The organism is Rhizobium lusitanum (assembly GCF_014189535.1).
Taxonomy (GTDB): Bacteria; Pseudomonadota; Alphaproteobacteria; order Rhizobiales; family Rhizobiaceae; genus Rhizobium; species Rhizobium lusitanum_C.
The window spans coordinates 2,316,313-2,339,021 of record NZ_CP050308.1 but is presented as its reverse complement, the minus strand read 5'-3'; the positions used below and the strand labels follow the sequence as shown (position 1 = coordinate 2,339,021).

Genomic DNA, 22,709 nt, shown 5'->3' with positions numbered 1-22,709 from the left:
CGTCGGGCTTTTTATATCTCGATCTGTGGGGAAACATGGTTAGTACTGTTACGATCAAGACCGAGGGCGAGCCGATAGACGGAACGCCCGACAAACGAGTCTTCTGGTCTATTATTGCGGACTATGGTCTACGCACGGGACTTTCTGAACTCGTTGACAATGCACTCGATCTCTGGATGCTCAATGAGAGAGTAAAGCCTCTCACCATCGATATAGACCTCGATTTGCAACGGCAGCTTATCTCAGTACAAGACAACGCTGGCGGTGTGAAGGCACCGGAACTTCGACTTCTTATTGCTCCCGGCGGCAGCGGAAACACCCCGGCAATGTCGATCATTGGTGTCTTCGGCGTCGGCAGCAAGCGGGCAAGCGTCGCCATTGGTGAGCACGTCGAGATTAAAACGCGATACAAAACCAATCCGAGCCGACAACTCGACGTCACTAAGGATTGGCTGGAATCTGACGATTGGAATCTAGCCTCATATCTGATCCCCGATATCGCACCAAATACGACACGTGTGGAGATCTCGAAGCTTCGGCGCCCGTTCGGTCAACGCGAGATCGATCAGCTGAAAGTGCATTTCGCTGAAACCTACAGTTGGTTTATTGAGCAAGGCTGTATGCTGCGGGTGAATGATGAAGTGCTCAGGCCAATCCGCTTCGACGCGTTCGCCTTTCCCCAACAGTACCCACCGCAGAGGTCAACTTTCAGAATCCCAGTGGCTGGATTCCAGGATGTATTGGCGAAGGTCGAGGGTGGCCTCATCATCGACCGTGACCCGGAGGCAGAGAACTATGGAGTCTACATCTACTGCAATCATCGCCTCATCGTAAAGGAATTGAAGACGAGGGACGTCGGCTACCAGGTGCCTCGTGAAGCAGGTGTACCTCACCCGGACGCTTCACTCGCCCGAGTGATTGTCGAGCTTAAGGGCGCCGCGCGAACGATGCCATGGAACAGCAGCAAGAGTGGCGTGGATATTGATCACTACGTCTTTCATCATATCCAACAAACTATCATCGCACTTACAAGCTATTTCAGTTCGCTCTCCCGTCGCTTGAAACATAACTGGGAAGAGGAAGTCTTCAATCACCGCACTGGCGACTTTCAGGATGTTCCGACCGAGGCGCCTGGATATATGCCACGATTCATACTGGCTCCTTTGCCTCGCGTGAACAAGGTGCGGGTAGAGGTTCTGAAAGAGAGGAACAAGACGATCATCCGAGACCAGCCTTGGACGCTCGGTCTCGTCGAAGCGATCGCAGCGACTGACGTGGTCATGAAGCAGCGTTTCGACACACGAAACCGGATCGCTTTGATCTTGCTAGATAGTAATTTTGAGATTGCGCTAAAAGAGTTCATCGTCCATCGGACGGACCTCTTCCCGCCGAGAACCTACACAGATGCACATATCGCCACCTTATTCACCAATCGTCGTAATGTGGTAGATACAGTGAAGGTCGCCGTCCCGAGCATTCCTCAGGTGCATATCGATAAGGCGAAGCATTTCTACATGATGCGCAACAAGCTAATTCACGAGCGCGCCTCGGTGGGTATTACGGACAACGATGTGAAGAGCTACAGAGAGACAGTTGAGGCTTTGCTCAAGATTTTGTTCAAGCTTAAGTTTTCTTAGCCGAGACGGGCGGCGTAAACGCTAGCGGATATTGCTCATCTTATCTGCATCACGCGTATATGCCGGGTGAAAGCGTCCGCTTTTGGCGCTATTTTCTGTTAATTATGACGGCGATTGCCACCGAAGAACTCATCCATCCACCCCGATGCGACACCGCATAGCGAGCCCGACACCCCAACCCCACCTCAAACCACCGACACCCGCCGCCGTTTCCGCTCACTGATGATAATGATCAGCCCGGCGCTGAGGATCAGGATCGCGCCCAGGAAGGTGTTGATGCCGGGTACGTCGCCCCAGATGAGATAGCCGAGCGCAAAGGCCCAGACGAGCGAGGTATATTCGAATGGGGCGAGCACCGAGACCGGCGCCTGGCGCATGCCTTCGAACAGCGCCAGTTGGCCGATGCCGGAGAAGATGCCGGTGATGCAGAGCAGGATGAGTTCGTGGCTTGTCGGCGTCTTCCAATGCAGGATCGCCATCGTGCCCGTCATCAGGATTAGCATGATATTGGAAACGGCCATCTGGATATGGCTCTTTTCATGCAGCGCGGTCTTGCGCAGCAGCACCATACCGGTTGCCCAGAGGACGGCGGCCTGCAAGGCGAGATAGACCGGCCAGGAGATCGACAGTCCCACGGGATTGGAGGCGATAACTACGCCGCAGAAGCCGACGCCGACAGCCATCCAGCGGGCGACGGTGACCTTTTCCCTAAGCACGATGGTCGCAAGGATCGTGCCGACGATCGGGGCGGCATAGTAGAGGGTGGTGACCTCGGCGAGCTGGAGATATTGGGCGGCCGAATAATAGGAGATCCAGGCGACCAGCAGCAGCATGCTGCGCACGATCATCGGCTTGACCACCGGCGAGCGCGCCACTTTGCCCACCAGCGATGGCCCTTCGTAGAGGAAACAGCCGGCAAGGATGGCGCAGCTTCGAAGGAAGAGCACCTGCCAGACCGGGATGGTGACGACCAGCAGTTTCACTGCCGAGTCATGGGCGGTGAACAGCATATAGCCGAAGGCCGTAAGCAGGATGCCGTAGCTGATGGGGTTTTTCACTAGAGTACCAAGGGGGAAGGGCCGATGCGAAGCAGTCGAGGAATCTTGTCTGGCTCAACCGATAGGAGCCTACCTTTTCGTCGTCAATAGGGCATATGAGCAGGGCAGATCGGGTGGGAGATATTTATGCGTGGTTGTGGCCCCGTTGCTTCCGTTTTAACAGATGGAGACGAAACGTGACCAATATGATTCTTTTCGGATATTGCGATTTCAATCGATTTAAATATGTTGCGAGCTCTGATTTGGGGGATTTTCCATGAATGATATGATGCAATCCGAGAGTCTTCAGGCGCGCAGAAGCGGATTCTTTGCGAAACCGCGCGCAGCCGTCTCGCTGCTGTTTCTAATGAACGGCTTCAGCGTCGGTTGCTGGGCACCAAAGATTCCGGAGTTTGCCGAGCGGCTGCAACTGAGCAAGTTTGAACTCGGTCTGATGATCCTGGTCTTCGGCGTTGGCTCGCTGGTGATGATGCCGATTGCCGGCGCGCAGATTGCCGGGCGCGGCTCGAAGATCGTCGTCAAGGCCTTCGCCGTGCTGCTGGTGCCGATGCTGCTCGCCATGACCCTGGTCGAAAGTGTGTGGACCGCGGCCATTGCCATCTTCTTGTTTGGCGGTTTTATCGGGGCCATGGACGTGGCGATGAACGCCAATGCCGTCTCGGTGGAGAAATCCATGCGTCGGGCGATCATGTCGTCCTGCCACGCCTTCTGGAGCCTTGGCGGTCTCCTCGGTGCGGCGATCGGCGGTTTCCTGATCTCGCATCTGGGCTTCCTCGGCCACGCCGAGGTCGTCACCGTGCTTTCCATCCTCATCCTGGCCGTGGCATGGCCGATGATCCTGGGCGACCAGCCGCATCCAGACGAGGCGAAGCCGAAGGCGCGGTTGCCGATGGTGCCGCTGCCCTGGCTGCTCGGCCTGATGGCGCTGTTCTCGATGATGCCGGAGGGTGCCGTGCTGGATTGGAGCGCGCTCTATCTCAGCCAGGAAAAGGCAGCCTCCGTGACGCTGTCGGGCTTCGGCTTTGCCGCTTTCTCCCTCACCATGGCGGTGATGCGCTTTGCCGGCGATTTCGTTCGCGACCAGCTGGGTGCCGTCAGGACGCTGCGCGTCTGCACGGTTTTCGCCATTGTCGGCATGGTGATCGCGGCGCTGGCGCCGAATGCGGAATTGGCCATTGTCGGCTTCGCGCTGTGCGGCATCGGTATTTCCAACATGGTGCCGATCGCCTTTTCCGCCGCCGGCAACATTCCGGGGTTGCAGCCGGGCATCGGCATCTCGGTCGTCACCACGCTCGGCTATTCCGGCATGCTGGTGGCGCCCTCCGCGATCGGTTTTGCCGCCGAGCATGTCGGTTTCTCGCCGGTCCTGCTGGCACTGCCGGTGCTGCTGCTCGTCGTCTTGGCTCTCTCGTCGCTGGCGCGTTACGCCGACGGCATCGGCGAGAATTCGCATTAATTCGGCCGTCTTGACCCGCTAGGGTCATGTTCCAGGCCGAGAAAGTGATATCCGGAGCGGTTGACAACGACCGCTCCGTGATCCACCTGAAAGGCAGCAATTCCCCAGGGCTAACGAGAGTTTTCCATGTCGTCCGCCAGTGATTTTGATCCGAGCCCGCGCCGTTCCTCCGTTGCCGTCGATGTCGGCGGCGTTATCGTCGGTGGCGGCGCGCCCGTGGTCGTGCAGTCCATGACCAATACCGACACCGCCGATATCGATTCGACGGTGGCGCAAGTGGCCGCCCTGTTCAAGGCCGGCTCGGAGCTGGTGCGCATTACCGTCGACCGCGACGAAAGTGCCGCCGCCGTGCCGAAGATCCGTGAGCGGCTGCTGCGGCTCGGCATGGACGTGCCGCTGATCGGCGATTTCCATTATATCGGCCACAAGCTTTTGGCCGATCATCCGGCCTGCGCCGAGGCGCTGGCAAAATACCGCATCAATCCCGGCAACGTCGGCTTCAAGGACAAGAAGGACAAGCAGTTCGCCGAGATCATCGAGATGGCGATCCGCTACGACAAGCCGGTGCGCATCGGCGTCAACTGGGGGTCGCTCGATCAGGATCTGCTGACGGCGCTGATGGACCAGAACTCTGCCGCCGGCTCGCCGCTATCTGCCCGCCAGGTGACGCGCGAGACGATCGTGCAGTCGGCGCTGATCTCGGCGGATCTCGCCGGGGAAATCGGCCTGCCGCGCAACCGCATCATTCTCTCGGCCAAGGTCAGCCAGGTGCAGGACCTGATCGCCGTCTATTCCATGCTCGCCCAGCGCTCCGACCATGCGCTGCATCTCGGCCTCACCGAGGCTGGCATGGGCAGCAAGGGCATCGTCGCCTCGTCGGCTGCCATGGGCTATGTGCTGCAGCACGGCATCGGCGATACCGTCCGCGTCTCGTTGACGCCGGAGCCGAATGGCGACCGCACCCGCGAGGTGCAGGTGGCGCAGGAGCTGCTGCAGGTGATGGGTTTCCGTCAGTTCGTGCCCGTTGTCGCGGCTTGTCCCGGCTGCGGCCGCACGACCTCGACCGTGTTCCAGGAGCTGGCGCAGAACATCCAGAACGACCTGCGCAAGAACATGCCGGTCTGGCGCGAGAAATATCCTGGTGTCGAAGCGCTCAACGTCGCCGTCATGGGCTGCATCGTCAATGGTCCCGGCGAGAGCAAGCATGCCGATATCGGCATCTCGCTGCCCGGCACCGGCGAATCGCCCGCCGCCCCCGTCTTCATCGACGGCCAGAAGGCAATGACGCTGCGCGGCCCGAGTATCGCTTCGGACTTCGAAGCGCTGGTCGCCGATTATATCGAGAAGCGTTTCGGCCAGAAGAGCGTCGCGGCGGAGTGATCCGCCGCCAAATCTTGCCTTAGATGTTGCTGGTCAGCAGCTTGATGCCGGCAAAGCAATAGAAGCCGGCCATCGCGCCTTCGATCCAGCGGCGCGCGCTCCTGTAGATCTTCAGCGCATGCGGCGTCGAGAACAGCAGCGCATAGCCCATGAAGGCGATAAAGCCGGTCGTTCCGCAGACCGCTATGATCAGCACAGCAACCGAGGCCGGTGCGCCCTGCGGCATGCCGAGCGCGATGATGGCGAGCCAGGCGAAGATCGCCTTCGGATTGGTGACGTGGATGCCGTAGCCGCGCAGGATCAGCGATCTGTAGCTTGGTGCTTTTGCCTCCGTCACGGCCGCTTGCAAGTCGCCGCTTGCGCGCGCGGCGCGCAATGCCTTGTAGGCGAGATAGAGCAGATAGAGCCCGCCGAAGACTTTCAGAATCTCGAGCGCGATCGCATAGCTATGCAATAGGGTCGCAAGCCCGGCGGCCGCCGCGATCGCCCAGGTCAGCGAGCCGCCGAAGATACCGAGCGAGATCGCCATGCCCGACTTGCGGCCATGCGTCATCGACGTGGCGATGATGGCCATGATCGCCGGTCCGGGACTGACGACGGCGATGATATAGGCGATATAGGCCGGCAAGATCTGCGGCAGATAGGCGAGCGCCTCATGCATGGGATAGCTCCGGGGGATTTCAGGCGACGATATCTGCCACGGAAAGGCAGGGAGGTCACCCATTTTCCACGCGATTTCTTGTCACGGGGACATGTCCGGCGATCCAATAACGCCTGAAGCGAAGGCTCAGCTCTTCCGGTTTGCCACGAAACGCGCGGTCTCGATCAGGATGACCGCCTTTTCCCCATAGGGAGACAGCAGCTCCGTTGCTTCGCGCACCAGTCTTGCAAGTGTCGTCTCGGCCCATGCCTGGCCGTGTAGCGCCACCAGCGTGCCCTTGCCGCGCGCGGCATCCTTGCCGGTTGCCTTGCCCATGGTGGCGGCGTCGGCGGTGAGGTCGAGGAGGTCGTCGGCAAGCTGGAAGGCAAGCCCGATCTTTTCGCCGAAGCTGCGCAGTCGTTGCCGGTCCCCGGCCGATGAGCCGGCAATGATGGCGCCGGCTTCGCAGGCGTAGCGGATCAGCGCGCCGGTCTTCATGGCCTGCAGCGTGGTGATGCCCCGTTCGTCCGGCGTCACTTTCTCGGCGGCGAGATCGAGCGCCTGGCCGCCGGCCATGCCGCCGATACCGGCGGCGCGAGACAGCGCCAGCACGAGCTCCATCTTACGGTCTGCTGGCAGCTCCGTTTCAGGAGCGGCGATGATATCGAAGGCGTAGGTCAGCAGGCTGTCGCCGGCAAGGATCGCCGTTGCGTAGTCGAAGGCGATATGGACGGTCGGCTGGCCGCGGCGCAGATCGTCGTCATCCATGGCCGGCAGGTCGTCATGCACCAGGGAATAGCAGTGAACGCATTCGAGTGCCGCACCGATCCGTAGCGCCGCATCGCCGTTGCCGCCGAGAAGTGCCGCGGTCTCCATCACCAGAAAAGGCCTCAGCCGCTTGCCGCCGTTCAGCACGCCATGGCGCATCGCCTCCAGCAGGCGGGCAGGGCGGGCGATCTCGTCGTCCAGGCGGGCATCGGCGAGAAGTCGGCTCAGCACAGCCTCGACCTTGCCGGCATTGTCCCTGAGGCGATGTTCGAAGGAGGAGGTGCTGTCCATGGCCGCTGTTTGGCATGAGTGCCGGTCGCTGGCAACGGGAATTGTCAACAGCCCGGAGGGGAATTTCGTCGCACTCTGGTCATCGCTTTGTGTAGACGGTATGACGATTGGAGCATTCCCAGCGCGTTCCCCGAATGTGCAAGGCATGTTCCGGGATGGGGTGATGGTGGACCTTCGGCAATTGGACATATCGACGGACAGCGAGGAGGAAGCCGAGATGCCAAGACGGTCGGCCCTGCTTGCGCGGTTTATGGCCCGTCCGCTCCCGCAGCGCATCGCCCTCGTCGTCGTCGGTTTGCTGCTGCTGCCCTATGTGCTCATCGTTCTCTACATCCTGCCCTTCGTCCATCCGGTTTCGACCCTTATGCTGCGCGATGCCGTGACCTTTCAGGGGTATGACCGCCGATGGGTTTCCTTCGACGAGATATCGCCGGTGCTGGTGCGATCGGTCATGGCGTCCGAGGACGGGCAATTCTGTTTTCACGGGGGTGTAGACTGGGGTGAGATGCGCGCGCTCGCGCAGCAGACGCTGAAGGGCCAATCCACGCGCGGTGGCAGCACGATCCCGATGCAGACCTCGAAGAATCTTTTTCTCTGGAACGGCCGCTCGTTTGTGCGCAAGGCGATGGAGCTGCCGCTGTCCGTGTCCTCCTCCTTCGTCTGGTCGAAGCGGCGGATGATGGAAGTCTATCTGAACATCGCCGAATGGGGGCCGGGCATTTACGGCATCGAGGCTGCCGCGCGCTATCATTTCAAGGTGCCGGCCTCGAAGCTCAACGCTCGCCAAGCTGCCCTTCTCGCCGTCTCCCTGCCCAATCCGATCGACCGGGTGGCGAGCAAGCCGGGACGTGGGCTGCGCCAGCTCGCCTCGCTGATCCAGCGGCGAGCGGCGAATTCCGGCGAGTACATCAAATGCCTTTATAACTGATATCAGAACTTGTCGTTCGATCGTGCGGCTGACATCTGGCATTTTCAGCTAAAAATAGGACGTTTGCTCGAATTGCGCCGGCGGCCTTTCGAGGACGAAAAGGGACGAACCATGGACAGACTGACCCTCTATATCGGTAACAAGAACTATTCCTCCTGGTCGTTCCGACCATGGATTGCGCTGGAGGGTTGCGGCGTCCCTTTCCAGGAGGTGCTCATCCCTTTCGATTTCGAGGCCGGCAACCCGGACATCCGTGCGGTCTCGCCGACGGGCAAGGTGCCGATGCTGGTTCATGGCGGGTTCAAGGTCTGGGAATCGCTGGCGATCATCGAATATGCGGCCGAGCTTTTTCCTGAAGTGGGGCTCTGGCCTGGGGATCGGCAGGCGCGCGCGATTGCACGGTCCTACGGCATGGAGATGCTGGCCGGTTTCAGTGCCCTGCGCGGTGCCTGCCCGATGAACATGCGCCGTCCGACCGGCCGCCGTCTCGATCTGCCGCAAGGCGTCATGGACGACGTGGCGCGCATCGAGACGATCTGGCGCGAGGCGCGGGATCGTTCCGGCGGCCCTTTCCTGTTTGGCGCGTTTTCCGCTGCCGATGCGATGTTCGCGCCGGTCGTCAGCCGCTTCGAGATTTATGACCTGGTGAGCTCTGCCGACACGCTGGACTACATGGCGACGATGAAAGCACTGCCCGCTTGGCAGAAATGGGAAAAAGCGGCGCTTGAAGAGACGTGGATCGTGGGCGTAGATGAAGCCTGATCGCTGATTCGGCTTCAATCCGTCTGAATCCGGTGGCGCGGGCAAAAAATGCTGTGAGGGACTGGTCAAAGCCCCGCAAGGTATGTATAAGCCCGACCAAATTCCGAAATTGATCCATGTCTGTTTCGGCCGCCTGGCTGGCCGCTGACATGTTTCGTCCGCAAAGTGGAGTAACGAAAATGGCTGTACCGAAGAGAAAAACTAGCCCTTCCAAGCGCGGTATGCGCCGTTCGGCTGATGCGCTGAAGGCTTCGACCTACGTTGAAGACAAGAACTCCGGCGAACTGCGTCGCCCGCACCACATCGACCTGAAGACAGGCATGTACCGCGGTCGTCAGGTTCTGACGCCGAAGGAAAGCGCATAATCTAAGCGCTCCCTTAAAGGGTGAGATTAAAGGCTGGCGTTTCGCCGGCCTTTTTCTGTTTTGATCGGGGATGTGATGGTGGAAGACAAGCGGTCTGTTGATATGCCGCACCTCTGATACCCCCCCTCTGTCCCTTTCGGGACATCTCCCCCACAAGGGGGAGATCGTTGGGAGCTTGCTGCCCGTCATCTTCAAAACAACGAACTGCAGTTTCCGCAGATTCTATGCTTGCTGGGCGAGAGGGTTCCGCGAGTTACCAATCTCCCCCCTTGTGGGGGAGATGTCACGTCAGTGACAGAGGGGGGGTATGCACTCTCCGCAAATTTAGGGCCGATTTTCTCGCGCGCTACCTTAGCTCACAAGCTATCCAGCTTGCTCTGCATCGCGCGGAGCTGTTCTTTCAACTCGTCGATGTCCTTGGCCTCCGCCTTGCGGCTTTCTTTTGCCGGCGGCTTCATGAAGGGCGAGAACATCTGCATGGCCTGCTGGAACATTTCGGTGTTGCGGCGCACCTGTTCCTCGACGATCTGGATCGGCAGTTGCAGGTTCTTGACGAGCGGCGTCTCGCCGAAGGCGCGGTTCATCTGTTCACGCATCTGCACCTGCTGCTCGGTGAAGGAGCGCATGGAGTGCTCAAGAAAACTCGGTACGACCACCTGCATCTGATCGCCGTAAAAGCCGATCAGCTGCCGAAGGAAGGAGATCGGCAGGAGCGTGTTTCCGGTTTTCGATTCCTGTTCGAAAATGATCTGCGTCAGGACCGAATGCGTGATGTCGTCGCCGCTTTTCGCATCCTGGACGGTAAATTCCTCTCCCTTTTTCACCATTTCCGCCAGGTCATCCAAGGTCACGTATGTGCTGGTACCGGTATTGTATAGGCGGCGGTTGGCGTATTTCTTGATTACGATCTGGCCCTCATTCTTTGCCATTACTCAGTCTCCTGACCCCGTCTGATTGTATGGAATACTCCTCCATTACCAAGTGTAGACGCAAAAGAAGCTTGGTGACAATCGCTTTGTGCAATGCGGCAAGCCCTTTCTACTGGTTGTATTTTTCGCTGGTAGTGAAGGCTGGGTGAAATATGAGAGATGGCCGTCTTGTGGTTTGACTCGGGCGCAAAGCTTTGACAGTTTCACCTCATATATGTTCATCCTGTGAGGAGGCTTCCATGAGCAATCCATCCATCGTCATCGCCAGTGCTGCCCGCACCGCCGTTGGTTCCTTCAACGGCGCCTTTGCGGCTATTCCGGCCCATGAGCTCGGCGCTGCCGCTATCAAGGGCGCGCTGGAGCGCGCCGGCGTCGATGCCAAGGAAGTCGATGAAGTCATTCTCGGCCAGGTGCTGCAGGCCGCCGAAGGACAGAATCCGGCCCGCCAGGCCGCGATGAAGGCCGGTATCCCGCAGGAGGCGACAGCCTGGAGCGTCAACCAGCTTTGCGGCTCGGGCTTGCGCGCCGTTGCGCTCGGCATGCAGCAGATCGCCACCGGCGACGCCAAGATCATCGTTGCCGGCGGCCAGGGTCCATGTCGATGGCGCCGCACGCGGCCCATCTGCGCGCCGGCACCAAGATGGGCGACATGAAGATGATCGATACGATGATCAAGGACGGCCTGACCGACGCGTTCTACGGCTATCACATGGGTATTACGGCGGAAAACATCGCCCGCAAGTGGCAGCTTTCGCGCGATGAACAGGACCAGTTCGCGGTTTCTTCCCAGAACAAGGCCGAGGCCGCGCAGAAGGCCGGGCGGTTCAAGGACGAAATCGTTCCCTTCACGATCCAGACCCGTAAGGGCGACATCATCGTCGATGCCGATGAATATATCCGTCATGGCGCGACGCTGGACAGCATGGCCAAGCTGCGCCCCGCTTTCGACAAGGACGGCACGGTGACGGCAGCCAATGCCTCCGGCCTCAATGACGGTGCGGCTGCTGCCGTGCTGATGTCCGAGGCGGAAGCCTCGCGTCGCGGCATCACGCCGCTCGCCCGCATCGTCTCCTGGGCAACGGCGGGTGTCGATCCGCAGATCATGGGCTCCGGCCCGATCCCCGCCTCGCGCAAGGCGCTGGAGAAGGCTGGCTGGTCCGTCGGCGAGCTTGACCTCGTCGAGGCCAACGAGGCCTTCGCCGCCCAGGCCTGCGCCGTCAACAAGGATCTGGGCTGGGATACCTCGATCGTCAACGTCAACGGCGGCGCAATCGCCATCGGCCACCCGATCGGCGCTTCCGGTGCCCGCGTCCTCAACACGCTGCTGTTCGAAATGAAGCGCCGTGGCGCAAAGAAGGGGCTTGCCACCCTTTGCATCGGCGGCGGTATGGGCGTGGCCATGTGCTTAGAGGCGTTCTGAGGCATTTCGCGTATCCCCAGGGCCGCGCAAAGCGGTTTTGAGCCAGATTTTCCAGAAGAAACGACGAGGGCGGAGCGGGCGACCTGAGGATCGGTCGTCCAGTCTCCGCAGCAACAAAGGGGAGTGGATCATGAGCAGAGTGGCGTTGGTGACAGGCGGTACGCGCGGCATCGGGGCGGCCATTTCGATGGCGTTGCGCAATGCGGGCTACCAGGTTGCGGCAACCTATGCCGGCAATGAGGAGAAGGCGCGGGCGTTCCATGAGGTGACGGGCATTTCCGTCCACAAATGGGATGTGACCGACTACGAGGCCTGCGGCAGGGGTATCGCCAAGGTGCAGGAAGAGCTTGGCCCGGTCGAGATCCTCGTCAATAATGCCGGCATTACCCGTGACGCCATGTTCCACAAGATGACGCCGCAGCACTGGAACGAGGTCATCAATACCAACCTCACCGGCCTGTTCAACATGACGCATCACGTCTGGCAGGGCATGCGCGACCGTAGCTTCGGCCGTGTCATCAATATCTCGTCGATCAATGGCCAGAAGGGCCAGATGGGCCAGGCGAACTATTCCGCCGCCAAGGCCGGCGATCTCGGCTTCACCAAAGCGCTGGCCCAGGAAGGGGCGGCCAAGAACATCACCGTCAATGCCATTTGCCCCGGTTATATCGGTACGGAAATGGTGCTTGCAGTGCCGGAAAAGGTACTGAACGAGCGGATCATCCCGCAGATCCCTGTGGGGCGGTTGGGTGAGCCGGAGGAGATCGCCCGCGTGGTCGTCTTCCTCGCCGCCGATGAGGCCGGTTTCATCACGGGATCGACGATCAGCGCCAATGGCGGCCAGTTCGTCGTCTGAGCTTATGGGGATAATGTGTTGGCTGATTGTCGGTGGTGTCCGGCAATCAGGGCCGGCTTGAACTCTCGGAGCGCTGTTGCCTGGGTTTGAATTCCAGGACGACGGGCTTGAAGACCATCCGGCGCATTTCCCGGTCCCGTACCCGGGAGGCGTGGATCAGCACGATGAAGCTGGTGCCGATGAGAGCGAGCGCTGCAATGCCTGCGATAATTGCAACCATGGTGTCCGTCCCTTTTCAAAAACGTTGACCCATCCCTGCGCGATCGGCGCGGGTGCTTGTATTCGCCTGAAAATTCCGGTTTGAAGTTTTCGGCATGACGATTTGGCTTTCACGGCCGGTCGTCAACAACGTGCTGACGGCCGGCCGTGAAATCTGTCTTAGCCTGTCACTGCCTTAGCGGCAGCGAGCCTCGTAGCGGCTGCCGTAGCGGTCGCGGTAGACGCAATAGCCGCGGCGCTCATGAGAGCGGCCGATGAGGTTGCCGACAACACCGCCGGCCACGGCGCCGACTGCAGCACCTCCCCAGCTATTGGTGGCAACACCGCCGATGACTGCGCCGGTTCCGGCACCGATGGCCGTGCCTCTCTCCGTGGCACTGCATGAGGCGAGTGCGCCCACAATGGCGATCGCGACGATGATTTTTTCATGGTATTTGCTCCCTGTTATGACGAGGTTTTCAACATTATCAGCCCGATCAAATCCGGCCCATCAGCAGTAGAATGAGAACAATGACGAGAACGAGGCCGAGACCGCCGGATGGACCATATCCCCAGCTTCGGCTGTAACCCCAGCTCGGGAAAGCGCCGACCAGCATGAGAATCACGATTACAAGTAAAATGGTACCAAGCATGGCTTATTTCCTCCGCGTCCAGCGCTTGAAGTTTCCGCTGGAGTGAGGACTTCGCTCAAGCGGTTGCTTCAATCGGTGTGCCCTTTTACCTCGTTTACGCAAAACGGGCGGCACACCGTGTTCGATACCCGAAGAAACTCGCGCCGCACGAAATTGTTCCGGCTCAGAAATAACCGTCGGTATGAGGACGCATCTGCATGCCGAGGTAAAAGGTTAATGCCGCCGCGCGTTGCGCGCGGAAAAATGCCGGTCAGCGAGCTTCTCTTATGGTTAAAAATTTATTTAAATACAACATGTTGCGGTGAACGAAACGGGAAAATGGAGCTGTCCGTGATTCGTCAGCGATTCGTTCTGCGTTTGAGCTTTGGTTAACGGCGGCGGGCGAAACTTTTATCTTTTTGGCATGCGGATTTGAGATTGATCGCCACAAGGTAGTGCCCATCGATCGAATTCGTTAAAATCGGGAGTTTTCCGGCTCATCCACTCCGTCTTCCCGTTCTTCATCTGGATCAGCTTCCTCATCCGAGTGCTAGATGTAGCCGTGAACAAATGGGATACATGGTGGAATCAGCGATTCGTCGCCGATTCGTTCCGGCTTTGATCGAAGTGTTAATGGATTCAATCATTGCGGGAATTTATTGTTTTCTTTTATTCGGTTTCTCTTAAAGGTTAATTGCAATCCCTGATTCGGGTCGATTCTGCGCTTCAACCATCCAGAGTCCTATGCATTTTGATCGCAAATACGCTAGATATTGTGGAGAACAAAGATGGAATCCCCGAAAGTCGGTGATTCGTCGCCGATTCGTTCCGGCTTTGACCCGAATCTTAACAGGGGGCTTTCCTGAGCCGGATTCCCAACGGAAGTCTTCAGATTTACAAATATTTAACCATGTTTTCCGCAGGCGTCCCGATCTCGATCAGGTAGCGATCCGACTCCCTTTCTGTTGGAAAAGCAAGTCAAAAGGCGATTCAGTATGTGGTGGGACTCTATGAATTAAAATCTATATATTGTAGTGAACAAAAAAGGAACTCTCCGGAGTCAGCGATTCGTCGCTGATTCGTTCTCAAGCTGTTCCGGACTCGACGGGACTCGCCTGGGATGTAGTGATAATGTAGCTTTTGGTTGAGATCGCTATTTATGAAATCGAATGTTGCGGCGGTTGTTTTTTGATTCAGGTCTTGCCTTTGTCACATATGGTCGTCATCTGTTCTTCTCTTTCCTGGGGAGCTTGCTGATCGCAAGACAGTGGTTTCTCGCCCATGCATGGACCTATGACTCAGACCTCGCAGCCAATGATCCTGAGCGGACGCGGCGTAACCGCGGTGCTCGGACCGACCAATACCGGCAAAACCCATTACGCTATCGAGCGCATGGTGGCGCACGGCAACGGCGTGATCGGCCTGCCGCTGCGGCTGCTGGCGCGCGAGGTCTATACGCGTGTTGTCGAGAAGGTCGGAGCGCAGAATGTTGCGCTGGTCACCGGCGAAGAGAAGATTTCACCGCCCAATGCGCGCTATTCGGTCTGTACCGTCGAGGCCATGCCGCGCGAGACGCGTGCTTCTTTCGTCGCCATCGACGAGGTTCAGCTCGCCGGCGATCTGGAGCGCGGCCATATCTTCACCGACCGTATCCTGAATTTGCGGGGCCGCGACGAGACGCTGTTGCTCGGCGCCGGCACGATGCGGCCGATCCTTGAACAATTGCTGCCGGGGATCACTGTCGTCGAACGGCCGCGCCTGTCACATCTTTTCTATGCCGGCCAGAAGAAGATCACCCGCCTGCCGCAGCGCACCGCGATCGTCGCTTTTTCGGCCGACGAGGTCTATGCCATTGCTGAGCTTATCCGCCGCCAGCGCGGCGGGGCGGCCGTCGTGCTCGGCGCGCTCAGCCCGCGCACCCGCAATGCGCAGGTGGCGCTCTATCAGGCCGGCGACGTCGAATATCTGGTCGCGACCGATGCGATCGGCATGGGCCTCAATCTCGATGTCGATCACGTTGCCTTCGCCCAGGACCGCAAGTTCGACGGCTATCAGTTCCGCAATCTCAATCCGGGTGAACTCGGCCAGGTAGCCGGCCGCGCCGGCCGCCATCTGAGGGACGGCACCTTCGGCGTGACGGGGCAGGTCGATCCCTTCGACGATGAGCTGGTGCGACGCATCGAGGGTCACGAGTTCGACACGGTCAAGGTGCTGCAATGGCGTACCAAGCATTTCGACTTCTCGTCGATCGCTTCGTTGCGCGCGAGCCTTGAGGAGGCGCCGCGCGTGCAGGGCTTGACGCGGGCATTGCCGGCGGTCGACCAGCAAGCGCTCGAACATATGGCGCGTGATCTGGAGATTTCCGTTCTCGCCAGCAGCCCCGAGCGGGTCGAAAAATTATGGGAAGCCTGTGCGCTTCCCGACTATCGGCGTATTACGCCCGCCCAGCATGCCGATCTTATCGCTACCCTCTTTTCGGACCTCGTGCGCTATGGCACGGTAAAGGAGGATTTTCTTGCCGAGCAGGTGCATCGTGCCGATCGGACGGATGGCGATATCGACACGCTTTCGGCGCGAATCGCGCAGATAAGAACTTGGACCTATGTGTCGAACCGGCCCGGATGGCTTGCCGATCCGACACACTGGCAAGAAAAGACGCGGGAAATCGAAGATCGATTGTCCGACGCGTTACATGAAAGGTTGACGAACCGCTTTGTTGATCGCAGGACATCTGTGCTCATGAAGCGCCTGAGAGAGAATGCGATGCTGGAAGCTGAAATCAGTGTGAATGGGGATGTCTTCGTTGAGGGACATCATGTGGGACAGTTGACCGGATTCCGGTTTACGCCTGTCTCGGGAACCGAGGGGCCGGACGCCAAGGCTGTCCAGACGGCCTCGCTAAAGGCGCTCGCGCTGGAGTTCGAGGCGCGCGCGGCTCGGATGCATGCGGCCGGCAATAGCGATCTGGCGATCAGCGCGGACGGTCTCGTCCGCTGGCTCGGCGATCCCGTGGCGCGCCTGACGGGTAGCGATCACATCATGCGGCCGCGCGTCATCCTGCTCGCCGACGAGCAGTTGACGAGCAATGCGCGTGATCACGTCGCTGCGCGCATCGAGCGCTTCGTGAACCACCATATCAGTACGGTCCTGAAGCCGCTCGACGACCTGTCGCGCGCCGAGGACCTGCAGGGGCTTGCCAAGGGGTTGGCCTTCCAATTGGTCGAAAATCTTGGCGTGCTGTTCCGCCGCGACGTTACCGAAGAGGTAAAGTCGCTGGATCAGGATGGACGCGCCTCGATGCGCCGCTACGGCATTCGCTTTGGCGCCTACCACATCTTCGTGCCTGCCCTGTTGAAGCCGTCGCCTGCCGAACTCATCACCCTGCTCTGGGCGCTGAAGAATGATGGTCTCGACAAGCCGGGCTATGGCGACCTGATCCCGGTCCTGGCCGCTGGCCGGACCTCCGTCGTTACCGATCCGACCTATGAGCGCACGTTCTACAAACTTGCCGGCTTCCGATTCCTCGGCAAGCGCGCGGTGCGTATCGACATTCTCGAGCGCCTGGCGGATATCATTCGTCCGCTGCTGCAGTGGAAGCCGGGTCAGGCTTCGCGTCCGGAAGGCGCCTATGACGGTCGCCGCTTCACCACGACAACGGCGATGCTTTCCATCCTCGGCGCGACGCTGGAAGACATGGAAGAGATCCTCAAGGGTCTCGGCTACCGTGCTGATGCCGTGAAGCCCGAAGATGCGACGGCCCACCTCGCACTGCAGGATGCCTCCGCAGCGCCCGCTCAGGCGCCGCAGGTTGCGGAAGCCGCTGCCGATGGTGCCGATCACGATGATGCCGATGGCGCCAGCGACGAGCCGGCTACGGAAGGCGAAACCGTCGCTGAGGATGCAGCTTCTATTGCGGAAGCCCCTATTACCGAAGCCTCTCCCACGGAAGCTCTGGCCGAACCGGCTGTTGCCGTCGCTGCCGAGCCTGTGGAGGCCGTAGCGGTTGAGGCTGGCGACGCAGTTGTCGCCGAGCCGACTGAGCCGAAGCCGGTTCTGCTTTGGCGTCTTGGTGGACGCAGCGACAATCAGCAGCGCCAGGGCGCACGCGGCCAAGGCGATCGCCGCGGCCAGCAGGGCCAGGGCGAGGGGCGCGGCCAGCAGGGCAATCGCCGCAACAGCAGCGGTGGCGAGCAGCAGCCGAGCGGCGAAGGCAATCGCGAAGGGCGGGAAGCCCGTGGCGACAACCGTGGCCCGCGCGGCAACAACCGCGACGGCGGCCGTCCTCAGAATCAGGGCAACCGCCCCGAACGCGGCGACCGTCAGGATCGCGGCGAGCGGAAAGAGCGCAATGACCGGAACGACCGCAACAATCGCGCCGCGCCGCAGCCACTGCGCTTCGAAGCCAAGCCACCGCGCAAGGAAAAGCCGATCGATCCGGATTCTCCCTTCGCCAAGCTTGCGGTGCTCAAGGAGCAGATGAAGAAATAAGCCATGACGGACGAAAGACAGCCATCTTCCGGTTCGCGCCAGCGCATCGACAAGTGGCTGTTCTTTGCCCGTATGGTAAAATCCCGCTCGCTCGCGCAGGTTTACGTCCAGAAGGGCAATGTGCGGGTGAACGGCGAGCGGATCACGCAGCCTAGCTACGGCGTCAAGGCGGGCGACCGCCTCGAACTGTCGCTCGAGCGGCGTGATGTCATCCTGATCGTGCGGCTGCCGGGGGATCGACGGGGGCCTTTCGAGGAGGCGAAGCTGCTTTACGAGGACCTGACGCCGCCACCGGATGAGACAAAACGCCTCACGCCGTTCGAACAGGCGCTGCGCGCGCCGGGCAGTGGTCGGCCGACGAAACGCGAACGGCGAGCCATCGATCGGCTCACCTCAGGCGACGATTAGAAAACTCCTTGCCGCCTCTGGGATTTTTCAGGATTGTTTGTCCTTGAATTTGGCTGTCAAAGTCGATACCTGACGGTCAACCCGCTGGTAATTTGCCGGGCGGCATGCTTGTGCTTAGCGCATCTGCTTGTCCGTTCCGGCTTCCGAGGGAAAGGCGCGACGTTCCAGGTTGCCCGTCCACGGAAAACGAGAGTCATTCCTGGAGTGCTTCATGACATATGTCGTGACCGACAATTGCGTTCGCTGCAAATACACCGACTGCGTGGAAGTCTGCCCTGTCGACTGCTTCTACGAAGGTGAGAACTTCCTCGTCATCCATCCGGACGAGTGTATCGACTGTGGCGTTTGCGAGCCTGAATGTCCCGCAGAGGCGATCAAGCCCGATACGGAACCAGGCCTCGACAAGTGGCTGAAGATCAATGCGGACTATGCATCGATCTGGCCGAACATCACTGTGAAGCGCGAGGCGCTGCCCGAAGCCAAGGAAGTGGATGGCGAAGAGGGCAAGTTCGAGAAGTATTTCTCGGCCAATCCCGGTTCCGGCGACTGATCGAAGGCCGTGACAGGCTGTCGATTAGGGTGTAGTCGGTAGGGCATAGAGACGAATCATAGCCGTTGGCTTGCCAAGCGGTCAACGTGGCCGCTTTGCGCGTGTAAAGCAAATTATTGATTTCCTCAGATTTTTGTGATAGCTTCCTCACACTGATCCACGGCGGCATCTCTCGTGCCCCCAAACCATCACGAAAGCAAATAACCAATCCGTACGCGGTTTCCTTGACATATCAACGATTTGAGTTGTCGGGTCTAGGATCGCGATGAACGGATTTCTTTTTTTATGCGTATGGTTGGAACAGAATGAAGTCACCCCGACGGTGCTTCCGTCTCATCCGGGCCTGACTGACCCGGCCCCGGCCCTCACCGGTGCGTAACAGGGAGTTTTTGAAAAGAATGACGACCCAGCAGAAAAAACCTTCAGCAGCACGCCATGGCTTCAAGACAGGTGAATCGATCGTATATCCCGCTCATGGTGTTGGTATGATCACCGCGATCGAAGAGCAAGAAGTCGCAGGCATGAAGCTTGAGCTTTTTGTAATCGATTTCGAGAAAGACAAGATGCGTCTGAAGGTGCCCGTGGCCAAGGCCATGAGCATTGGCATGCGTAAGCTTTCCGAGACGGATTTCGTCGAACGGGCACTGAAGGTCGTCCAGGGCAAAGCCCGCGTCAAGCGTACCATGTGGTCGCGCCGCGCCCAGGAATATGATGCCAAGATCAATTCCGGCGATCTGATTTCCATTGCCGAGGTGGTTCGCGATCTCTATCGCGCCGAGAACCAGCCGGAGCAGTCCTATTCCGAACGTCAGCTCTATGAAGCCGCGCTTGATCGCATGGCGCGCGAAATTGCCGCCGTCAACAAGATGTCCGAAACCGAGGCTGTCCGCCTGGTCGAGACCAATCTGAACAAGGGCCCGAAGCGCGGCAAGCTCGTCGAGGAAGACGAATCTCAGGACGAAGCCGCATAAGGCCGAAAGTCAAAATACCATCTCCAAAAAACCCGGCCTTCGTGCCGGGTTTTTTCTTTGGAACCTTTTGCCGCTTGCTGCGTTTAGGCCAAGTGTTTCGCGGCCGGTGTGGGTTCTCGTAATTGCGAGCTCTTTCGGACTGGCCGTTTCCCCTGACCTTCACGAGGAACGGCCGATGCGTTTTGATAGGAAATTTCCCGGCGATCTGAAGTTAGATTGTTCGTCAGGTTATTTCGGTGAAGTAGAATTAGACCGGTAACCGATCGTCCGGTTATCCGGGCCCCGATCTTCAACCGCATTGCATTCATAGCTTTTCATCCGCGCAGCGATGTTCGGAAACGATGTTCGCTGCTTTTTCCGTCGACCCGCGGCACAGAGATGATTTTGAGGCCGAATTTAGGGAGATGCATATGAATATGTCCGCAGATCGGCGCATGATAAAGATCGCGATGGCCGCTCCCTATCTCGCTCGCGACGAAGAGCACGATCTTGCCATTCGCTGGAAGGACCACGAGGATCGTGGTGCTCGCAACAAAATTGCCACCGCCCACATGCGCCTGGTGATCTCCATGGCGGGGAAATTCCGCAATTTCGGCCTGCCGATGAGCGACCTTGTACAAGAAGGCTATGTAGGGCTTCTTGAGGCGGCGGCAAGGTTTGAGCCGGAGCGGGAGGTGAGATTTTCGACTTACGCAAGCTGGTGGATCCGTGCGTCGATCCAGGATTATATCCTGCGCAACTGGTCGATCGTGCGCGGGGGCACGAGTTCGGCGCAGAAGGCGCTGTTCTTCAATCTCCGTCGCCTGCGCGCCAAGCTTGCCAGGGGTAACGCCGGCGTCACCGTCCAGTCCATTCATGAGGAAATCGCCGTCGCTCTCGGGGTCAGCCTCGCCGACGTGCAGACCATGGATGCGCGTCTTTCCGGCAATGATGCCTCCCTGCAGGCACCGTCGATATCCGGCGATGCCGAAAGTGCCGAACGCATGGATTTCCTGATCAGCGATGAGCCTTTGCCGGACGAACAGGTCTCCAACATGATCGATGGCGAACGCCGTCGCGTCTGGCTTGCTTCCGCGCTGAAGCAACTGAACGAACGCGAAATGAAGATCATCCGCGCGCGCCGCCTGGTGGAGGATGGCGCGACGCTGGAGGAGCTGGGCACCGCTCTCGGCATTTCCAAGGAACGCGTCCGTCAGATCGAAAGCCGCGCCATGGAGAAGCTCCGTAGCGCCCTGGTCGATGCAGATCCGCGCATGGCGAGTTATGCCTGACAAACCGTTCTCCCCTCGGGGAGAAGGTGCCTGGAGGGTGGTAACGGGACGAGGAGCGTTCGTTCCTACCGCCTTGGACGTGGGTGAAGGGTAGCGCCTCGGCAATATCCTCATCTGCGCTCGCAGCGCACCTTCTCCCCGTTGGGGTGAAGCCGAGGTTCCCCCTATTCCGAGATAATCTTGACCTTGTCGCCGGGTGCAATCGATGCGCCGGTCGGCAACGCATTGATCAGCTTGAAGAGATCGAGCTTGCGGTCGGTGCCCATCATACGGGCGGCGAGCGTGGTGATCGTATCTCCCGCCTTGACGGTGACGACGCGCACGCGCAGCGGCTTCAGCGACGAGGCTTCCTCCGGTGTCATGTGCCGGAAGCTTGAGCGCAGCACATCGGCCGTCTGCTCGAGCTGGGTGATGCTGCCTTTCGGCACCGCCGTCAGGAAGCGGAAGATCTGCGCGCGGTCACGCACCACGGTGACATCGAAATCCCAGCGGTCGGCCGAAGCGCGCGCGGTTGCCGCTTCCATGCCGTTGACCGTGATCGACTTGATCGATGTCGGGTCGAGGCCGGTGACCCAGCCGCTGGAAATATAATTCGTCAGGTTCTGGTTCTGGCTGTCGGCAACGCCGTCGAAGCGGACGGCGATATCGCCGGGGCCGGTTGCCATCACCGCTTCGACCTTGTTGTCGATGCGGAATTCGGGCGGCACGTCGAAGCGGATGCCAAGCCCGCCATGCAGGAAGGTCTGGCCGCGCACATAGCCTTCCTCCGGGCTGTCGCCATAGAGCAGGCCATCGATACCGTTGAGGTAATAATCGCGGCCGGTGTCGCCGACCTTGCCTTCCTCGCCGAATTCGCGGGCATGCGCCTTGGCGAGATCGATGCGCTGCGGCGTGCTCGGATGGCTCGACAGGAAGTCCAGGCTCTGGTCGGCGTCGGAGTTCGCCGTCATGAAGCGGCTGTAGTCTTCCATGGCGTTGAGGAAGCGGGAGGCGGCGTAAGGGTCGTAGCCGGCCTGGCCGAGCGTGCGGATGCCGATCTCGTCGGCCTGCAGCTCCTGCTGGCGCGAGAAGGCGGCAAGGCGCAGCTTGCCGCGCGCAAGCGCCTGCTTGCCGGCGAGATCGCTGGATAGGACCTCAGCGACGACACGGCTGGCGATGACCTCGGCCTCTTCGCGCTTCTGACGCTCGATACCGTGATTGGCCGTGACATGCGCCATCTCATGCGACAACACGGCGGCGACTTCCGAGGCGTCATTGGCAAGCGCCAGCAGGCCGCGCGTGACGTAGAGATAGCCGCCGGGCAGCGCGAAGGCGTTGATCGAGGGCGAATTCAGGATGGTGATGCGGTAGGACTGCTGCGGGTTTTCCGAAACGCTGGTCAGCGCGCCGGCGATGCGGGCAACGAGGCGCTCGGTCTTTGCGTCCTTGTACTCGCCGCCGTAGCTCGCCAGAATGCGTGGATGCTCGCGGGCGCCCATCTGCGCGCGCGGATCGTTCTTCTGCACTTCGGACACGATCTGCGGATTGGCGGAAGGCGACACGTTCGGCTGATAGGACTGATCCATCACCGTCTGGCAGCTGTTGAGCACCGTCGCGGCAAGAAAGACGAGAGCGAGGCGGCGCGCATGGGCCGCAGTAGTCGCACTGATCCTTCGTCCTGCGTGCTTGCTCTGCTTCAGTACCTGTATCCCACTCATTTCG

The 22,709-nt window shown here is 59.7% G+C and carries 20 protein-coding genes and 1 pseudogene; 13 read left to right on the top strand and 8 right to left on the bottom strand.

The window, feature by feature from the left end:
* The first annotated feature begins 35 nt into the window (after nt 1-35).
* Nucleotides 36-1,637, top strand: a complete 1,602-nt coding sequence (locus HB780_RS25045) for an ATP-binding protein (protein WP_183690070.1) — start codon at nt 36-38, stop codon at nt 1,635-1,637.
* Nucleotides 1,638-1,822: 185 nt separating this feature from the next.
* On the opposite strand, the gene HB780_RS25040 is transcribed toward HB780_RS25045, so the two are convergent.
* Nucleotides 1,823-2,695 carry a DMT family transporter gene (locus HB780_RS25040; protein ID WP_183690068.1) on the bottom strand — a complete coding sequence of 291 codons (873 nt, stop codon included), beginning with the start codon at nt 2,693-2,695 and terminating at the stop codon, nt 1,823-1,825.
* A gap of 256 nt (nt 2,696-2,951) precedes the next feature.
* Here HB780_RS25040 and HB780_RS25035 point away from each other — a divergent pair, with 256 nt between their 5' ends.
* Complete coding sequence (locus HB780_RS25035) at nt 2,952-4,151, top strand: MFS transporter (protein ID WP_183690066.1); 1,200 nt, start codon at nt 2,952-2,954, stop codon at nt 4,149-4,151.
* Between the two features lie 126 nt (nt 4,152-4,277).
* Nucleotides 4,278-5,531: a flavodoxin-dependent (E)-4-hydroxy-3-methylbut-2-enyl-diphosphate synthase gene (ispG, locus tag HB780_RS25030; protein ID WP_183690064.1), complete on the top strand. Its 1,254-nt coding sequence runs from the start codon at nt 4,278-4,280 to the stop codon at nt 5,529-5,531.
* Nucleotides 5,532-5,550: 19 nt separating this feature from the next.
* Here ispG and HB780_RS25025 read toward each other — a convergent pair whose 3' ends face one another.
* A complete protein-coding gene (locus HB780_RS25025; RefSeq protein ID WP_183690062.1) occupies nt 5,551-6,192 on the bottom strand; it encodes a LysE family translocator in 642 nt (213 codons plus the stop codon).
* Nucleotides 6,193-6,318: 126 nt separating this feature from the next.
* A complete protein-coding gene (locus HB780_RS25020) occupies nt 6,319-7,230 on the bottom strand; it encodes a polyprenyl synthetase family protein (RefSeq protein ID WP_183690060.1) in 912 nt (303 codons plus the stop codon).
* 181 nt (nt 7,231-7,411) lie between these two features.
* Between HB780_RS25020 and mtgA the strand changes: the two genes are divergently transcribed.
* From mtgA to rpmF, 3 genes are all read left to right on the top strand, one after another.
* Nucleotides 7,412-8,158, top strand: coding sequence for a monofunctional biosynthetic peptidoglycan transglycosylase (gene mtgA / locus HB780_RS25015; protein ID WP_183697450.1), 747 nt, complete (start codon nt 7,412-7,414; stop codon nt 8,156-8,158).
* 111 nt (nt 8,159-8,269) lie between these two features.
* Nucleotides 8,270-8,920 (top strand): glutathione S-transferase family protein, encoded by a 651-nt coding sequence (locus HB780_RS25010; protein ID WP_183690058.1) that lies wholly within the window; start codon nt 8,270-8,272, stop codon nt 8,918-8,920.
* A 179-nt stretch (nt 8,921-9,099) separates the two neighbouring features.
* Complete coding sequence (gene rpmF, locus HB780_RS25005; RefSeq protein WP_006724402.1) at nt 9,100-9,285, top strand: 50S ribosomal protein L32; 186 nt, start codon at nt 9,100-9,102, stop codon at nt 9,283-9,285.
* A gap of 356 nt (nt 9,286-9,641) precedes the next feature.
* Here rpmF and phaR read toward each other — a convergent pair whose 3' ends face one another.
* Nucleotides 9,642-10,214 (bottom strand): polyhydroxyalkanoate synthesis repressor PhaR, encoded by a 573-nt coding sequence (phaR, locus tag HB780_RS25000; protein WP_183690056.1) that lies wholly within the window; start codon nt 10,212-10,214, stop codon nt 9,642-9,644.
* 239 nt (nt 10,215-10,453) lie between these two features.
* On the opposite strand from phaR, the pseudogene HB780_RS24995 reads away from it, so the two are divergent.
* Together HB780_RS24995 and phbB are read left to right on the top strand one after the other, a co-directional pair.
* Nucleotides 10,454-11,634: pseudogene (locus HB780_RS24995) on the top strand (acetyl-CoA C-acetyltransferase).
* 130 nt (nt 11,635-11,764) lie between these two features.
* A complete protein-coding gene (gene phbB, locus HB780_RS24990; RefSeq protein WP_183690054.1) occupies nt 11,765-12,490 on the top strand; it encodes an acetoacetyl-CoA reductase in 726 nt (241 codons plus the stop codon).
* Nucleotides 12,491-12,536: 46 nt separating this feature from the next.
* Here phbB and HB780_RS24985 read toward each other — a convergent pair whose 3' ends face one another.
* From HB780_RS24985 to HB780_RS24975, 3 genes are all read right to left on the bottom strand, one after another.
* Complete coding sequence (locus tag HB780_RS24985; protein ID WP_183690053.1) at nt 12,537-12,710, bottom strand: hypothetical protein; 174 nt, start codon at nt 12,708-12,710, stop codon at nt 12,537-12,539.
* A 174-nt stretch (nt 12,711-12,884) separates the two neighbouring features.
* Nucleotides 12,885-13,118: a YMGG-like glycine zipper-containing protein gene (locus HB780_RS24980; protein ID WP_435693928.1), complete on the bottom strand. Its 234-nt coding sequence runs from the start codon at nt 13,116-13,118 to the stop codon at nt 12,885-12,887.
* Between the two features lie 67 nt (nt 13,119-13,185).
* Nucleotides 13,186-13,341, bottom strand: a complete 156-nt coding sequence (locus HB780_RS24975; protein WP_183690052.1) for a DUF3309 domain-containing protein — start codon at nt 13,339-13,341, stop codon at nt 13,186-13,188.
* Between the two features lie 1,272 nt (nt 13,342-14,613).
* Between HB780_RS24975 and HB780_RS24970 the strand changes: the two genes are divergently transcribed.
* The 5 genes from HB780_RS24970 (at nt 14,614) to HB780_RS24950 (ending at nt 21,008) form a co-directional block, all read left to right on the top strand.
* The gene (locus HB780_RS24970; protein WP_183690051.1) at nt 14,614-17,808 is read left to right on the top strand and encodes a helicase-related protein; all 3,195 of its coding nucleotides are present in this window, start codon (nt 14,614-14,616) and stop codon (nt 17,806-17,808) included.
* A 3-nt stretch (nt 17,809-17,811) separates the two neighbouring features.
* A complete protein-coding gene (locus HB780_RS24965; protein ID WP_183690050.1) occupies nt 17,812-18,216 on the top strand; it encodes an RNA-binding S4 domain-containing protein in 405 nt (134 codons plus the stop codon).
* Nucleotides 18,217-18,427: 211 nt separating this feature from the next.
* Entirely contained in the window at nt 18,428-18,766 is a 339-nt protein-coding gene (gene fdxA / locus HB780_RS24960) for a ferredoxin FdxA (RefSeq protein WP_183690049.1), read from the top strand.
* 398 nt (nt 18,767-19,164) lie between these two features.
* Nucleotides 19,165-19,737 carry a CarD family transcriptional regulator gene (locus HB780_RS24955; protein ID WP_183690047.1) on the top strand — a complete coding sequence of 191 codons (573 nt, stop codon included), beginning with the start codon at nt 19,165-19,167 and terminating at the stop codon, nt 19,735-19,737.
* A gap of 410 nt (nt 19,738-20,147) precedes the next feature.
* Complete coding sequence (locus HB780_RS24950; RefSeq protein ID WP_183690046.1) at nt 20,148-21,008, top strand: RNA polymerase factor sigma-32; 861 nt, start codon at nt 20,148-20,150, stop codon at nt 21,006-21,008.
* A gap of 164 nt (nt 21,009-21,172) precedes the next feature.
* Here the strand turns inward: HB780_RS24950 and HB780_RS24945 are convergent, their stop codons facing one another.
* Nucleotides 21,173-22,573, bottom strand: coding sequence for a M48 family metalloprotease (locus HB780_RS24945; RefSeq protein ID WP_286203188.1), 1,401 nt, complete (start codon nt 22,571-22,573; stop codon nt 21,173-21,175).
* Nucleotides 22,574-22,709 lie beyond the last annotated feature (136 nt).

Excerpts from the sequence above, each read along its gene's own strand:
- HB780_RS25045 (WP_183690070.1), top strand. The coding sequence starts at position 36 with ATGGTTAGTACTGTTACGATCAAGACCGAGGGCGAGCCGATAGACGGA.
- HB780_RS25035 (WP_183690066.1), top strand. The coding sequence starts at position 2,952 with ATGAATGATATGATGCAATCCGAGAGTCTTCAGGCGCGCAGAAGCGGA.
- ispG (WP_183690064.1), top strand. The coding sequence starts at position 4,278 with ATGTCGTCCGCCAGTGATTTTGATCCGAGCCCGCGCCGTTCCTCCGTT.
- HB780_RS25025 (WP_183690062.1), bottom strand. The coding sequence starts at position 6,192 with ATGCATGAGGCGCTCGCCTATCTGCCGCAGATCTTGCCGGCCTATATC.
- HB780_RS25020 (WP_183690060.1), bottom strand. The coding sequence starts at position 7,230 with ATGGACAGCACCTCCTCCTTCGAACATCGCCTCAGGGACAATGCCGGC.
- HB780_RS25010 (WP_183690058.1), top strand. The coding sequence starts at position 8,270 with ATGGACAGACTGACCCTCTATATCGGTAACAAGAACTATTCCTCCTGG.
- rpmF (WP_006724402.1), top strand. The coding sequence starts at position 9,100 with ATGGCTGTACCGAAGAGAAAAACTAGCCCTTCCAAGCGCGGTATGCGC.
- phaR (WP_183690056.1), bottom strand. The coding sequence starts at position 10,214 with ATGGCAAAGAATGAGGGCCAGATCGTAATCAAGAAATACGCCAACCGC.
- phbB (WP_183690054.1), top strand. The coding sequence starts at position 11,765 with ATGAGCAGAGTGGCGTTGGTGACAGGCGGTACGCGCGGCATCGGGGCG.
- HB780_RS24985 (WP_183690053.1), bottom strand. The coding sequence starts at position 12,710 with ATGGTTGCAATTATCGCAGGCATTGCAGCGCTCGCTCTCATCGGCACC.
- HB780_RS24975 (WP_183690052.1), bottom strand. The coding sequence starts at position 13,341 with ATGCTTGGTACCATTTTACTTGTAATCGTGATTCTCATGCTGGTCGGC.
- HB780_RS24970 (WP_183690051.1), top strand. The coding sequence starts at position 14,614 with ATGACTCAGACCTCGCAGCCAATGATCCTGAGCGGACGCGGCGTAACC.
- HB780_RS24965 (WP_183690050.1), top strand. The coding sequence starts at position 17,812 with ATGACGGACGAAAGACAGCCATCTTCCGGTTCGCGCCAGCGCATCGAC.
- fdxA (WP_183690049.1), top strand. The coding sequence starts at position 18,428 with ATGACATATGTCGTGACCGACAATTGCGTTCGCTGCAAATACACCGAC.
- HB780_RS24955 (WP_183690047.1), top strand. The coding sequence starts at position 19,165 with ATGACGACCCAGCAGAAAAAACCTTCAGCAGCACGCCATGGCTTCAAG.
- HB780_RS24950 (WP_183690046.1), top strand. The coding sequence starts at position 20,148 with ATGAATATGTCCGCAGATCGGCGCATGATAAAGATCGCGATGGCCGCT.
- HB780_RS24945 (WP_286203188.1), bottom strand. The coding sequence starts at position 22,573 with ATGGATCAGTCCTATCAGCCGAACGTGTCGCCTTCCGCCAATCCGCAG.